Consider the following 14,119-nt stretch of genomic DNA (forward strand, 5'->3'; position numbering starts at 1 on the left):
AAGCAAAAGGAAACGCCGCAGTTCATTGTGTTATTATTGGTTTTGGGCTAGAAGATATTGACAATAAACGTATTTTTGATTATGCTGATATTAAAGGTGAACCAACAGAAAGAAGGGTTAAAAATATTAATCCTTATCTAGTTGAGGGTAGTGACTTGGTAATTTTAAGTAGAAGAAAAACCATTTCATCTGTTCCAGACATAAACTTTGGAAGTATGCCAAATGATGGTGGTCATCTTATTCTTTCACAATCTGAAAAAGAAGAATTAGTTAAGAATGAACCTGATGCTGATAAATGGATAAGACGCTATACAGGGGCGCAAGAATTTATTAATGGTTATTCTCGTTATTGTCTTTGGCTTGTTAACATTCAACCTCAAGAATTAAAGAAGTCAAAAGAAATTTATAGAAGAGTTGAAGAAGTTAGAAAAGTGCGAAGTGAAAGCAATCGAAAAACCACTCAAGAATTATCTAAATTTCCAACTCTTTTTGGAGAAAATAGACAACCTGATACTAATTATTTACTTATTCCGGGTGTTTCATCAGAGAATAGAAAATATATTCCAACTGGATTTTTATCTCCTGATATAATTACAAGTAATTCATGTTTAATTATTCCTTATGCAACTCTTTATCATTTTGGTATCTTAACTTCAGAAATGCACATGGCATGGGTTAAATATGTTTGCGGAAGATTAAAAAGTGATTATCGTTATTCAAACACCATCGTTTATAATAATTTTCCTTTTCCAGAAAATATCACCGACAAACAAAAACAAACCGTTGAAACTTGCGCTCAAGCTGTGCTAGATACTAGGGCAAAATATCCCGATAGTAGTCTTGCGGATTTATACGACCCTTTAACCATGCCTCCCGACTTGCTCAAAGCTCACCAAAAACTTGACAAAGCCGTTGATTTGTGTTATCGTCCCCAACCCTTTACCAGTGAATTAAATCGTATTGAATACCTTTTTGAACTCTATGAAAAATTAACCGCTCCCCTACTCCCTACCAGCAAACAAAAACCCAGGAAACGAAAAAATTCTCAATAACCGAAAATGCTTGCTTGTCTGCCTTTTATTCAGTCAACAGTGAACAGTCAACAGTGGAAAAACCTGATATAGTGCTATTGGGAGTAATCAGGTACAGCGACCTTCTTACCCGTTCTCCCTTCCCCTATCAAACCCTAGAAATCATCGGGAATAATCCATTGGGTCGGTTGCGTCAGTTTTTTCAGTCTAGCGGCTTCTGCCATTTCTAGCATCTTTTCCAAAGAAGTTTCGGCAATAAATTTGGCTGCTTCGGCGGCATGGGCTTGATTGGGGCATTTATCGCCTAAAATACAACCATTTAGGCAATCTACCGCACAATTTACCTGTTTTTCCATAAAAAATCTCTTTTTCTCACTAGATTTGGCCTTTATATTTTAACCCAACTTTTTTTCAGTACCTAGGCAAAATTAATTACACATCTTGCTAATCCTTTTGGCGCTCTCAACCGTAGGTAAGTAATTATGCCAGTTAAGAAAGCGGCACGCTTAACCTTTCCCTAACCCATAAATTGCTATAGATTTTAATTGTGTGAGGAGTGAGAAGAAAGCAAAGTCCTTGGGGTCGAAACACGGCAAGACTCCCAGGGGCTTTTCCATGTCTAGGTAACAATTGTCAGTCATGAACCAGCCTCAAGAGCGAGAACCTTTTGCCAGTTTAGTTTTATATCATCTCTTTAAATGGTCGATCGTTAGCCCAACCCTACACGGCTATTTTCGCGGTCGCGTTTACGGAGTGGAAAATGTCCCCCGTCGTCATCCTCTGATTATCGTCTGCAATCACGCCAGTTACTTCGATCCACCCCTATTATCCTGTGCCGTGCGTCGTCCCGTAGCTTATATGGCTAAAGAAGAATTATTTACCATCCCGATTTTAAAACAGGCGATCGCTCTTTATGGGGCCTATCCCGTCAAACGCAGCAGTGGTGATCGCGGGGCAATTCGGGCGGCGATGGGAGCATTAGCAGCGGGCTGGGCAGTGGGAGTGTTTCTGGAGGGAACCCGCACCGAGGACGGATTGATCCATCAACCAAAACTAGGCGCGGCGATGATTGCCGCTAAAGCGGGAGTTCCCCTGTTACCCGTCAGTTTATGGGGGACAGAAAAGATTTTTCAAAAAGGTTCTTCTTTTCCCCATAGTATCCCCTTAACTATTCGCATCGGAGAAGTGCTGCCGCCACCGATTTCTAGCAAAAGAGAGGCTTTACAGGCAGTTACCGAGCGCTGTGCCGAAATTATTAACGGATTACACGCCCTCGGACGCTAACTAGGGTTTGCGGCAAAAAGCTTTTCCTGGGGGCAGGGTGTGGGGTGTGGGGTGTGGGGTGTGGGGTGTGGGAATTATGAATTATGAATTATGAATTATGAATTGGGGGGGGGAAGTGGGGAAATTGAACTAAAACCCCAAAACCCCAAAACCCCAACCCCCAAAACCTGTCTCCTATCTCCTGACTCCTGAATACTGACTCCTGCCGACCGCCGACCGCCTGATCTCAACAAGCAATTTAAATTACGAACAGCTTATTCAGCAAACCCTAAATACCCGGGCAGCTGATTAGATTTCTTTCCCCGACACTTTCAAGTCGGGAATCTAGGCTAAAATTGGCATAACTCGACCATCGCCTCGACCATGTTCTTTTTTGTCCTCGGCTTCAATCTAGGCTTAACTTTATTTAATTGCTTTCTACTCTGGAAATTGTGGCAATTGCGGCGGATTTTAGGGCGAGTGACCAAAATTTTAAACCGGGTGGAACGACGTTTACACCACGTTTTTTACCCCGCCCCCGAATATATTCTCATCGCCGGGGCGAAAACCTATTATCTCCGACAAAACTATCAACGCCTCTGCGGACAGATACAGATACTGCAATCCCTATTCTTGACCTTCTCCCTGATTATCCGTTACTGGCAGCGTCAATCCCGTCAACGCCGTCGCCTCTGGTCGCTAAAATTGAGCAAAATCTCTAGCAACTAAGCAGCTAACAGCGATCGCTAACCAAAGTAATACACAAGTACGAGTTAAATGCAAAGCCTGTTCGACGGTTTTGACAGTAATCGGGTTGAGGTTATCGCCTAATAAAGGTTTTTCCACAATCTGGCCCCGATATTGATTTTTCCCCCCCAATTGCACCCCCAAAATCGCCCCATAGACGCATTCACTCCAACCGGAATTAGGACTAGGATCCCGACGGGCATCGCGCCAACAAATGCTTAAAACTCGCCCCGGCCGGCCCGAAATTAGGGCGAGAGTTAAGACCGTTAAACGACAGGGTAGCCATGTGAAAACATCCTCGCTTTTGGCACTAAACCAGCCAATATGGGTGTAGGGTGGCCGACGATAGCCAATCATCGAATCGAGGGTACTAGCGGCTTTATAAGCGCAAGCGAGGGGAACTGGTCCCACCCCCAGAAAGGCACCGAGAAGGGCATAAAAAAGCGGCGCGGTAACTCCATCCACACCATTTTCACTGACGGTTTCTAATAGGGCGCGGAGGATTTCTTCGCGGCTGAGATTATCTGTGTCGCGACCAACGTATAAACTTAGTTGGCAACGAGCTAAGGTGATATTTTCCGCTTGTAAAGCTGCGATGACGGTTTCGGCAGCCCTGCGTAAACTTCTACCGGCTAAACAACTAGCCAAGAGAATCATTTGTACTAGGTAACTCAGCAGCAAATTGACCTGACCTAACCATTGGATTCCTAGCCAAGTTAAGGCCCCAGTCAAGATAATTAAACCCAGTCCCAGAATTATGCCCCCTAAACGTTGGCGAATTTTTTCCCGCGTCCAATTAAGGATAACTTTTGTGGCAACGGCAATAATCGCCCCCATCACCTGCACTGGATGAATCCATCCCCAGGGATCGCCGATCAGATAATCTAAAACTGCCCCTAATACTAAAATGATCGCCGTTGCCGTTTCCTTCACAATTACTCCCTTTTACCATCGACATCCCGAATTTTCTCAATATTGTCTTCCCAGTTAGCCCCATCAAAGAACTGGATCTGAAAATCCCCTAAGACATTACCCTCCAAACAGCGCAGGTTTATATCTATAGCGTCAGGATGGGAGCGGGGACGATAGAAAGGATGAATACCACAAACACGACAAAAATAATGTTGGGCTGTGTGGGTATTAAATGTGTAGGTACTTAAGAAATCTTCACCGCTTAGGAGGGTAAATTGTGCTGAAGGAACAATCAGATGCAGAAAACCTTTTTTCTGACAAATCGAACAATTACAGTCTAGAGCTTGATCATGCTCGATCGCCACTTGAAAACGGATCGCTCCACAGTGACAACCTCCCCCATAAATCTTTGCTTGAGTTGTTGCTGTCATAACTTCTAAACTACTAAACAATAAAGCTGGTTTCCTCTCCCCTAGCGGCGATCCAGCTACGCGCATCGTAGTATAAATCGGCTAAGGTAATCTTCCCCAGGGCCTCTTTTAATTTCTCGTGGAGGTGTTTCCAGATAGTAAATGTCACCCAATCTTCTGCCTGTTCGTCCCTGGGATGATAGCCTGATAATGGCTCGATCGTCTCTCCCACCGCCTCCAAAATTTGCCCCAACGAGATACGATTTGCCGGCCTGGCCAATTGATAACCCCCTTGCGCTCCCCGAAAGGAACGAACTAACCCCGCTCGTCGCATTTCTATGAGCAATTTCTCTAGATAAGCGGCCGGGATATCTTGACGCAGGGCGATCGATTTTACCGATACGGGAGTTCCCCTCGGTTGTAAACTAAGATCCAGCAAGGCTTTAACACTATAGTGACCCCTAGTTGTTAGCTTCATTATCCCTCATTTTTACCTCTTGATCTCTATCCTACCCCCTGCCCTCATTGATGACAGAAAGGCTAACCTCCCTTCCCTCAGCATCTCGATCAACATTGATAAATTCTGTTAAGATTTTGATCGAGAGATAGAGTCTAATCAATTACAATCAATTTCCTCAAGCAAGTGATAATTTTTAGTTTATACCGTGTAAGATAAGTGTAGAGATCAATCGTAACCCGATTGTTTCTGGTCAGGGGGAGCAATTCTCCTCGACTAGCCTTGATGACCCTAACCTTTACTTATCTACTGCAAACTTAAATGAACACAACTACTAATCCAGAACCCCTGACTGGCCTCGAACTAATTGAGAAAGTTAAACAGCTAGGCAACCTCAGCAAAGAGGAAAAAGCCCGGGAATGCGGCTACTATACCATGACAAAAAATGGTATCGAACGCGTTAATATGATGAAATTTCTCAATGCTTTAATCGATGCTGAGGGAATTGACTTAGATAGCAGTGCCAATGGCCACGGACGAGGTGGGCGCTCGGCCAGCTACCGCATCAGTGTCCAATCAAATAATAATCTCCTGATCGGTTCGGCCTACACCAAAAAAATGGGACTCAAACCGGGAGATGAATTTGAAATTACTTTGGGGAGAAAACATATTCATCTCAAGCAAGTTGGCGCCAGCGACGACGACGAATAGCCATAATTAAGGAGAGAGCCGTTTCACTCTCTCCTTGCCATTAGATAGGGGCTGCTGAAAAATTCGCTCCAGAAATCATGCTATTGAATGCCACTGATTTGTCGCCCAATTGATAAGCTTTACTTATACAAAACAACTTTAAACATAATTTTTATTAAAGAGAAGGACTATCTTAGTTCATTTGTTCGCAAAAAAAGCCAGAAAGACAAAAAAAGCCCAAAAAAACTGCCGAAGCAGTTGGGAAAGATTGACAACCAAAAAGATAATAGCAAGGACAGTTCCTGAAGTTTCAGGTAGTTTTGTCATGACCAGATTGAAACTAAAATCTTCTCTTAGCTTGTCCGGACTTTCTGGGAGCATCTCAGATGTGCAGAAATAACGACAATCAACAATGATCAGTCATCCTTAAATTAGTACAAATGCCACGAAGCCGCATCTAAGCATCCCACTGCAAAAGCTAATCAGCGGCGGGATTGAGGAAAAAATCGCCAATAACGGCCAATTTTAGCAGAGAGTTTCTCTTGAAAAATCCCCACTGGGTAGCTTGACAAAAATCAGATGCAGCCGTGGGTAAAGACTATAATTCACTCGATCCCGAAAGTTACCGAAACCACTGCGGTAATATCTTTGTCGATCGAGGAAGTGTCGTAAATTCCCGAATCGCTCACGTCAGTGGAATTGCGCGAGGTGATCTGAAAAACTCCCGTTTTCGCATCGCGCACCCTTCCCACCCGACTGCCGGTACTACTAGCGATCGCCTCAGCCCTCGCTCTCGCATCTTTGGTCGCTGCCGCCACCATTTCCACCCGCAGCTTATCCAGTTGGGTGTAAAGATATTGGGGAGGTTCAGAGACGAGGTTAATTCCCTCCTCAATCAATTCCGTTACCTGCCTAGAAAGTTCCGTGTAACGGGCCACATCGCTCGCTCGGATCTCGAAGCGCTGGGTGAGACGATAGGCGAGAATTTGCCCGGTTTCCTGACCGTTAGCTGTTACTTCGGGAATCGCCATCGTCTCGATCGCGTTAGTGGTGATTGCGTCCTCCGGAACTTGTTTTTCTTTGAGATAAGCTCGTATCCGCTGGGTTTGCCGGATCAGATCGCGGTAGGCATCCTGGGCGGTAGGTTGTTGACTGGAAACCGATAAACGCCAGAGAAGATAATCGGATGTAATCGCCCTTTTGGCCGAACCGGTCACGACAAAAACATCGCTCGCCCGTTTCACCGCCAAGAACGAGCGTGCCGCTATCCACGAACTCAAGACGAGAGCGATCGATAGCACCGATAAACCCGCGAACACCTGTGGGAAACGTCGAAATATAGAACTGTCTTTCATCATCCCCCATCCTAGAAATCCGACGTTTCTATCCTATGCTAGTAGCGAGTGCCTTGAAATTATTATTTACAAAAATCAATGGAGGTCGAAATCTGACGGGGAACTTTCCCTTCCCCAAAAACTCCCTATCGCTGGCTGCGATAACGCCCGATAAGTTCAGCTTGACCATGGAATGGGCTTTATCCTCCTCTGTTTAACCCGAACTGTGGTTAAATAAATACTTCGCCGAAAAAGGTTTCAGCGAAGTACCACAATAGTCAGTGACCAGTTATCAGTTATCAGTACCTTTACTATAACACCTTTGATCCAAAAATCATAGCTTGGTGCAGAAAAAAGGCCAAAAATAAATACTTCGCCGAAAAAGGTTCCAGCGAAGTACCACAATAGTCAGTGACCAGTTATCAGTTATCAGTGTTTTTAGTATAACACCCTTTTTCGATCACTGCAAGACTTTTTGCAAATTTTAGGCCAAGAATTTTGGACCCAAACCGACTTTCGGCGCGTACACCGCCCGATCGCCCAATTCTTCTTCGATGCGTAATAAGCGATTATACTTAGCGACCCGTTCACTGCGACTGAGAGAACCAGTTTTAATCTGTCCAGCATTAGTAGCCACCGCCAGATCCGCGATCGTGGTGTCTTCCGTTTCTCCGGAACGATGACTGATGACAGAACGATAACCGTGACGGGTAGCCAGGGCGATCGTTTGTAGGGTTTCCGTCAAAGAACCGATCTGATTGAGTTTAATCAGGATTGAGTTAGCAATACCCAGATCGATCGCTCTTTGCAGACGGATGGGATTAGTCACCATCAAATCATCGCCCACCAACTGAATCCGCGCCCCCAGTTTATCGGTCAATAATTTCCAGTTATCCCAATCTTCCTCGTGTAAACCGTCTTCAATAGAAATAATCGGGTAGCGATCGACTAAACTAGCCAAAAAATCCACCATTTCGGCGGGAGAATGGGAAGAACCATCGTAGATGTATTGACCATCCCGATAGAATTCACTGGCGGCCACATCCATAGCCAAAGCCACCTGCGACCCCGGTTTATAACCAGCACGTTCGATCGATTCGATTAAAATATCCAAAGCTTCCTGATTTGAACCCAAATTCGGAGCATAACCGCCCTCATCGCCCACACCGGTCAGTAATTTGCGTTCGTGCAAGGCCTTACCCAAAGCGGCGAATACTTCCGCCCCCCAACGCAAACCTTCCTTAAAAGAATCGGCCCCGATGGGGAAGATCATAAACTCCTGAAAATCGACGTTATTATCGGCGTGAGAACCACCATTGATCACGTTCATCATCGGCACGGGTAGCACATTGGCCATCGGGCCACCGAGATAACGATAGAGAGGCAAGCCCAGATCCGCCGCCGCCGCTTTGGCCGTAGCTAGAGAGACGGCTAGGATAGCATTAGCCCCTAATTCTCGTTTATTGGCCGTGCCATCGCGATCGATCATAGCTAAATCGATACTAGCTTGGTCGAAAGCATTCATCCCCTCCAAAACCGGGACAATTTTTTCGTGGACATTGCGAACCGCTTTTAGGACACCCTTACCACCGTAACGCTGGGGATCATCATCGCGCAATTCGTGGGCTTCAAAACTGCCCGTAGAAGCGCCACTGGGAACCTGGGCCAAACCCATCGCCCCCGATTCTAACAGCACTTCGGCTTCGATAGTGGGACGGCCGCGGGAATCTAGAATCTCCCTAGCTGCGATCGCTTCGATGGGAACTTCGATTTTATCTAACATAACTTATCGTCTCCAACTCAATTTACGCGGTAATTTCGGCCGATTACTAATTGCCTAAAGGGAAATCCACGTTGACAATCTGCTTTTGATCATCAAAAACGAGGATTAAAGTATCCGTCAGTTTTTCAAATTGAATCGTCACCAACACCAAATCCACGCCGTCCGTATCCGAACCTTTTCTGACCTGAGTTCCCACAACCCGACGCACGGGGCCGGTACGCTTAAGTAAATTTTCCCAAGCGCCTTGCACTCTGGTGGGGAAAACCTCAGCTTTGAGAAAAGGGTGTAGATAACCTCTGGCCAGGCCGTAGTCTTTATTGGCCAAAGCCTTGACAAAAGCATCGCCAATCTCAGAAATACTGCGAAATTCGGGAAAATCGGCGGCAACTATCTGACCAGCCCGGTTAAAGGTAACTGTCACATCTTCGGTAACTTTCTCAAATTCAACGGTGACAATCACCAGATTGGCATTGATAGCATCGAGTAGCTTGCTTTTGACAATGCGCTTAAACGGTCCAGTATTGTCAGTGACTTGGCTTTCCCAGACCTTTTGCAGTTTTTCGGCAGTCCAGAGGGGTTTTAGTTGGGGTGACAAAGCTGCAATAACTTTACCGTATTGTTTAGTTCCCAACCATTCTACTAACTGCCGAGCTTGCTTTTCTTCTCGGACGGGATCACCAATAGCGATCGCAGTCGGTTCTAGGTTCGCCTGTACCGGTGAAACGCTGAACGCGGTCCAAGGCAGGGAAAAACCAATTAAACACAAAGAGAGAATCGATACCCGTTTCGCTAATGAAAGCCGCATCATTTCAGCTATTGCTCCGCAAATAAATAACGTTTTTCCACTTGACGATTGAATTGATGCCATTGTTCATTAGTTAAAGCATTCAAGATCGCTCGATCGGGTAATATCTCTCCCCTTGTTATACTGGTTTAACGATTAAGACTACCGCCGAGCGCGCTTGCACCCGATAGGTTTCCGATTCAACAGCGGCCTCGGCATCTAAATCACAGGCTGCCTCGGACAATTGCCCAGCAGTATCGATGACGCGATGCCATTTTTCCCCTTGTCCCAAGGGGGGTAACTGGAAGTTGAGAGATTCCCAGTAAGCGTTCAGCATAATGTGTAAATACTCGTTCGCCTTGGGATGACGCAGGGAAAAAGCTAAACTGCGGGAATCTTCCGACCAATCGGGTTTACTCAACTGTACGCCATGCCAACTGAGATGGGGTTCAAGACTGGTATAGGTGACTTCTAGCAATTTTTCCTGACGGAAAAGAGCTAATTTTTTATTAAAATCGATCAGTCTCCTTACGAAACACCAAAGATCGAACTCTTGCTCTACCGCACTCCAATCGAACCAACTTAACTGGTTATCCTGACAATAGGCGTTATTGTTGCCCTTTTGGGTGCGTCGCACTTCGTCCCCCATCAACAGCATAGGTGTTCCTTGGGAAATGAACAGGATCGTTAAGAGATTTTTTATTTGTTGCAGTCGCAGGGTTTTAATCGCCTCGTTATTGGTTTCCCCTTCTATCCCACAATTCCAGCTAAAATTATCGTTGCAACCGTCCCGATTCTTCTCGCCGTTAGCCTCGTTGTGTTTCTCGTCGTAGGACACTAGATCGTTAAGGGTAAAGCCATCGTGACAGGTAACAAAATTTATACTTCTCTTGACATTGTTGTCAGGTCTGTGGTATATGTCGGGGCTTCCTAAAATCCGCGCCGCTAATTTGCTGACTATGCCGGTATCTCCCCGGACAAAAGCGCGCACATCATCGCGAAAAGGACCATTCCACTCGGAAAACCAATCGGCAAATTCGACAAATTGACCGACACTATACAATCCTGCCGCGTCCCAAGCTTCGGCGATTAATTTTGTCCCGGCTAAGACCGGATCCGATTCGATCGCCCAGATCATGTTATAACCTTTTTGCAGGATCGGTTCCCCGTCCACATTGCGCGATAATACGGCCGCTAGGTCAAAGCGAAAACCATCCACGTGCATTTCCGACACCCAATAGCGCAAACAATCGAGAATCATTTTGCCGACAATGGGATGACTACCCTTGAGGGTGTTACCACAGCCGGTATAGTTGCTATAGAGGCTTTTATCGACCGCATCGAGGATATAGTAGGTGCGATTATCGATACCTTTCAAGGAAAGAGTCGGCCCGGTTTCGTCCCCCTCGGCGGTATGATTGAAAACCACATCGAGAATCACTTCGATCCCCGCTTTGTGTAACGCTTTCACCAGATCCCGAAATTCATTCAAAGGACCCAGGGGTGAGCGATCGCTACTGTAGCCAGCATGGGGCGCAAAAAAGCCGATCGTGCTATAACCCCAATAGTTAGTTAACCCCGGCATAGCGGCAGCGGGATCAAAGTAATGAATCGGTAACAATTCCACGGCAGTAATGCCTAAGTTTTTTAAATAGGGTATTTTTTCGATTAATCCCGCAAAAGTACCTCTTTTTTCCTCGCTAACGCCAGAATTCGGGTTGCGAGTAAAACCACCGACGTGCATTTCGTAGATAAAACTGGCAGAGTAGGGAGTGCGTAGCGGTTTGTCATCTTCCCAATCATAGCGGCCCGTATCCACTACCAGACCCCGCAAAGCTCGATGACAATTATCGCCTTTTTCGCTGGCAGCTTGCCGATCATAAATTTCCGCACCGACAATCGCTTTCGCATAGGGATCGAGAACTACTTTATCAGGATCGAAGCGATGACCCTGGGCCGGATTATCCGGACCATAGACTCGATAAGCATACACTTGACCGACTCCAATGCCGTGAACGAAAATATGCCAATAGAAAAAGGTGCGGTTTGTTTGCGGGGTGAGGAGAATAGTCTGGCTAGGTACGGGAGAATTAGCATCATCAAATAATAATAATTCGATCGCAGTGGCATATTTAGAAAATAGTGAGAAGTTGACACCATCGGCCAAGACAGTCGCACCGACGGGATGGCTTTTACCGTGATCGGTTTCTAAGGTCATTGTCAAGAGATGAGAAGTGATTAGGAGTAGTATAAGATTATTCGGCGTTGTTGAATCAAGCTATGAATCCCAAATGTGTGTCCTATCCAAAAGTTAGTTTTGGTCTAGGTTGTGAAAATCTCACCCAAGAAGCTCAGAATTCAAATCAGCAAATCCAGATTTTCTTGGAGATGGCGTGATTAATTTCTAAGACCTTGCCCTATTCAATAAAGCTCTCAATTTTCCGAGCAATCAAGAAAAAAATATAGGAGTTTTAAATGACCTTTCCCGAATATTCTAGGCTTGATTAAGCCAATTAATTAAGTCAGCTTGACTCTTAAAGTCTAGTAATGCTTCTCCTAAGTCTTCTAATTGTTCTACGGTTAGTTTTTGGATAGTTTCGGTAATATGCGGGGGAAGTTCACCAAAACGTCGGTTAAGTAAGCGTAGCACTAGATTGGCTTCTCCTTGTTGAAGTCCGATAGCTTCTTCTTGTTGAATAGCTTTTTCTCTATCTTGTTCGTATAAAGGGGCTAAACGCATAATAAATTTACTCTCTTCCTGGGTTCTTTTGGGTAAGGCTTGCAAGTTCCTACTCAAATTGTATAATAATTTTAAGGCAGCTGATTTGAAAGGATGACTAGAAGATAATGCCTCTAATTCATCAATCGCTCTGCTTCTGGTTCCTCCTCTACCTAATAATCTTAACCAAAGGGTTTCAGGGGTTTCAGGTAATTGATGCAGGACAATAATGGCTGTGGTTAATGCTGGAGGTAAAAAATAAATTCCTTCTCCCCAATCTGGATGATTGAGAGCGGAAAAAGCAGTTATAATTCTTTGACTGGCCGTAGGAGTTAGTATCCATAGTCTAGGGATATTTTCTGCTAATAAGGGTTGTTGATTGCGGTGAGCTTCTCTTTGTAATTGTTCCCGCACAGTCAACAGTTTAGATAAACAGGCAATAATGCCATCAATCGTGACTGGATTGCGATAGGGTTCCAATAAACAAGGGGTTTGAGCTAATTTGCCCAATAAACCTAATTCGGGCGGTATTTTGGGGGAAGTCGGTCGAAAATACACATCGATTTCTTGAGTTTTTGCCGTCACATCAAGGCTGGTTTTCACGTCACCGGAAGAAGAGAGAAAGGTTTCGAGGTAGTCTTTCACTAAATTTATCCCAAAGAAAGCGAGTCAAGACCTAAGTTATTAAATCAATGATGATGATTATTTTATCATCTTCAAAGCCTATTTATTAGTTCAGCCAATTAATTAAGTCAGCTTGAGTCTCAAAGTCTATTAATGCTTCTCCTAAGTCTTCTAATTTTTCTACTGAGAGTTTTTGAATAGTTTCGGTGATATGCGGGGTCAGTGGACCAAAACGTCGCTTTAGTTGACGTAGCACTAACTTGGATGCTTCTTTTTGAAGTCCGATAGCTTCTCCTTGTTGAATCCCTTCGATTCTACCTTTTTGAAGTCCGATAGCTTCTCCTTGTTGAATAGCTTTTTCTCTATCTTGTTCGTATAAAGGGGCTAAACGCATGATAAATTTTCTCTCCTCCTGGGTTCTTTTGGGTAAGGCTTGCAAGTTCCTACTCAAATTGTATAATAATTTCAAGGAAGCTGATTTAAAGGGATGACTAGAAGACAAGGCCTCTAATTCATCAATCGCTCTGCTTCTGGTTCCTCCTCTGCCTAATAATCTTAACCAAAGGGTTTCAGGGGTTTCAGGTAATTGATGCAGGACAATAAGGGATGTGGTTAATGCTGGAGGTAAAAAATAAATTCCTTCTCCCCAATCTGGATGATTGAGAGCGGAAAAAGCAGTTATAATTCTTTGACTGGCCGTAGGATTTAGTATCCATAGTCTAGGGATATTTTCTGCTAATAAGGGTTGTTGATGACGGTGAGCTTCTCTTTGTAATTGTTCCCGCACAGTCAACAGTTTAGATAAACAAGCGAGAATTCCCTCAATCATGACAGGATTGCGATAGGGTTCCAATAGACAAGGGGTTTGAGCTAATTTGCCCAATAGGCCTAATTCGGGCGGTATTTTGGGAGAAGTCGGTCGAAAATACACATCGATTTCTTGAGTTTCTGCCGTCACATCAAGGCTAGTTTTCACGTCACCGGAAGAAGCAAGAAAAGTTTCGAGGTAATCTTTACTAAATTTGTCCCAAAGAAAGCGAGTCAAGGCTGAAGTGATTCAATCGATGATCAGGGTTATTTTATCATCTTCAAAGCCTGATTAGAAAAATTAGCAGCATTGCAGCTTTAGTTACAGATTTTTCCTAGTTTTTGCGCTAAAACTGAAAGGTTAATCAGCAAAAAACGCGCTCGACGAATGAAACCGCAAATCATCGTCTGTGGATTAGGTCGCACCGGTTATAAAATCTTTTGTGGTTCTTCCGAACTTACCATGTAAAATCAACTAGCAAAATGCCAATTTAATAAACATCTAAGACTAAAGTTTTTAAAGTTTCTAAATCCATAGCCTCTCCTTTTAATCACCTT

13 protein-coding genes and 2 pseudogenes are annotated in these 14,119 nt (G+C 44.5%); 4 read left to right on the top strand and 11 right to left on the bottom strand.

The annotated features are described in order from the left end of the window. Window positions 1–1,052: type IIL restriction-modification enzyme MmeI (locus LW728_RS18305; protein ID WP_287767563.1), on the top strand; the 1,052-nt coding region annotated here is incomplete at its 5' end. A gap of 134 nt (window positions 1,053–1,186) precedes the next feature. On the opposite strand, the gene LW728_RS18310 is transcribed toward LW728_RS18305, so the two are convergent. Beyond that, window positions 1,187–1,387: a hypothetical protein gene (locus LW728_RS18310; protein WP_002798182.1), complete on the bottom strand. Its 201-nt coding sequence runs from the start codon at window positions 1,385–1,387 to the stop codon at window positions 1,187–1,189. A gap of 283 nt (window positions 1,388–1,670) precedes the next feature. Here LW728_RS18310 and LW728_RS18315 point away from each other — a divergent pair, with 283 nt between their 5' ends. After that, entirely contained in the window at window positions 1,671–2,315 is a 645-nt protein-coding gene (locus tag LW728_RS18315; protein ID WP_002736110.1) for a lysophospholipid acyltransferase family protein, read from the top strand. A 363-nt stretch (window positions 2,316–2,678) separates the two neighbouring features. Continuing rightward, window positions 2,679–3,023: a hypothetical protein gene (locus tag LW728_RS18320; protein WP_002802940.1), complete on the top strand. Its 345-nt coding sequence runs from the start codon at window positions 2,679–2,681 to the stop codon at window positions 3,021–3,023. On the opposite strand, the gene cbiB is transcribed toward LW728_RS18320, so the two are convergent. From cbiB to LW728_RS18335, 3 genes are read right to left on the bottom strand one after another with little or no spacing between them, the layout of a single operon-like run. Further along, the gene (gene cbiB / locus LW728_RS18325) at window positions 2,994–3,974 is read right to left on the bottom strand and encodes an adenosylcobinamide-phosphate synthase CbiB (RefSeq protein ID WP_287767566.1); all 981 of its coding nucleotides are present in this window, start codon (window positions 3,972–3,974) and stop codon (window positions 2,994–2,996) included. The genes LW728_RS18320 and cbiB overlap by 30 nt on opposite strands. Before the next feature lie 2 nt (window positions 3,975–3,976). Continuing rightward, window positions 3,977–4,450, bottom strand: a complete 474-nt coding sequence (locus LW728_RS18330; RefSeq protein WP_002802937.1) for a GFA family protein — start codon at window positions 4,448–4,450, stop codon at window positions 3,977–3,979. Continuing rightward, on the bottom strand, window positions 4,398–4,841 hold the full coding sequence (locus tag LW728_RS18335) for an Rrf2 family transcriptional regulator (RefSeq protein WP_002783777.1): 444 nt from the start codon (window positions 4,839–4,841) through the stop codon (window positions 4,398–4,400). Before LW728_RS18335 ends, LW728_RS18330 begins: the two co-directional genes overlap by 53 nt. A gap of 300 nt (window positions 4,842–5,141) precedes the next feature. Between LW728_RS18335 and LW728_RS18340 the strand changes: the two genes are divergently transcribed. Next, window positions 5,142–5,531 carry an AbrB family transcriptional regulator gene (locus tag LW728_RS18340; RefSeq protein WP_002737568.1) on the top strand — a complete coding sequence of 130 codons (390 nt, stop codon included), beginning with the start codon at window positions 5,142–5,144 and terminating at the stop codon, window positions 5,529–5,531. A gap of 183 nt (window positions 5,532–5,714) precedes the next feature. Here LW728_RS18340 and LW728_RS18345 read toward each other — a convergent pair. The 7 genes and pseudogenes from LW728_RS18345 to LW728_RS18375 all read right to left on the bottom strand — a co-directional run. Next, window positions 5,715–5,880 (bottom strand): annotated as a pseudogene (locus LW728_RS18345) (transposase); the annotation flags it as partial. 235 nt (window positions 5,881–6,115) lie between these two features. After that, the gene (locus LW728_RS18350; protein ID WP_287767568.1) at window positions 6,116–6,865 is read right to left on the bottom strand and encodes an SIMPL domain-containing protein; all 750 of its coding nucleotides are present in this window, start codon (window positions 6,863–6,865) and stop codon (window positions 6,116–6,118) included. Between the two features lie 463 nt (window positions 6,866–7,328). Then, window positions 7,329–8,627, bottom strand: coding sequence for a phosphopyruvate hydratase (gene eno, locus LW728_RS18355; protein ID WP_287767570.1), 1,299 nt, complete (start codon window positions 8,625–8,627; stop codon window positions 7,329–7,331). 46 nt (window positions 8,628–8,673) lie between these two features. Next, the gene (locus LW728_RS18360) at window positions 8,674–9,435 is read right to left on the bottom strand and encodes a DUF3887 domain-containing protein (RefSeq protein WP_287767572.1); all 762 of its coding nucleotides are present in this window, start codon (window positions 9,433–9,435) and stop codon (window positions 8,674–8,676) included. A 115-nt stretch (window positions 9,436–9,550) separates the two neighbouring features. Then, entirely contained in the window at window positions 9,551–11,629 is a 2,079-nt protein-coding gene (gene glgX, locus LW728_RS18365) for a glycogen debranching protein GlgX (RefSeq protein ID WP_287767574.1), read from the bottom strand. A gap of 276 nt (window positions 11,630–11,905) precedes the next feature. Next, window positions 11,906–12,803: pseudogene (locus LW728_RS18370) on the bottom strand (DUF4351 domain-containing protein). 57 nt (window positions 12,804–12,860) lie between these two features. Then, the gene (locus LW728_RS18375; protein ID WP_287668444.1) at window positions 12,861–13,799 is read right to left on the bottom strand and encodes a DUF4351 domain-containing protein; all 939 of its coding nucleotides are present in this window, start codon (window positions 13,797–13,799) and stop codon (window positions 12,861–12,863) included. Window positions 13,800–14,119: the final 320 nt, after the last annotated feature.

It is taken from the genome of Microcystis sp. 49638_E5 (assembly GCF_021300285.1).
Taxonomy (GTDB): Bacteria; Cyanobacteriota; Cyanobacteriia; order Cyanobacteriales; family Microcystaceae; genus Microcystis; species Microcystis aeruginosa_C.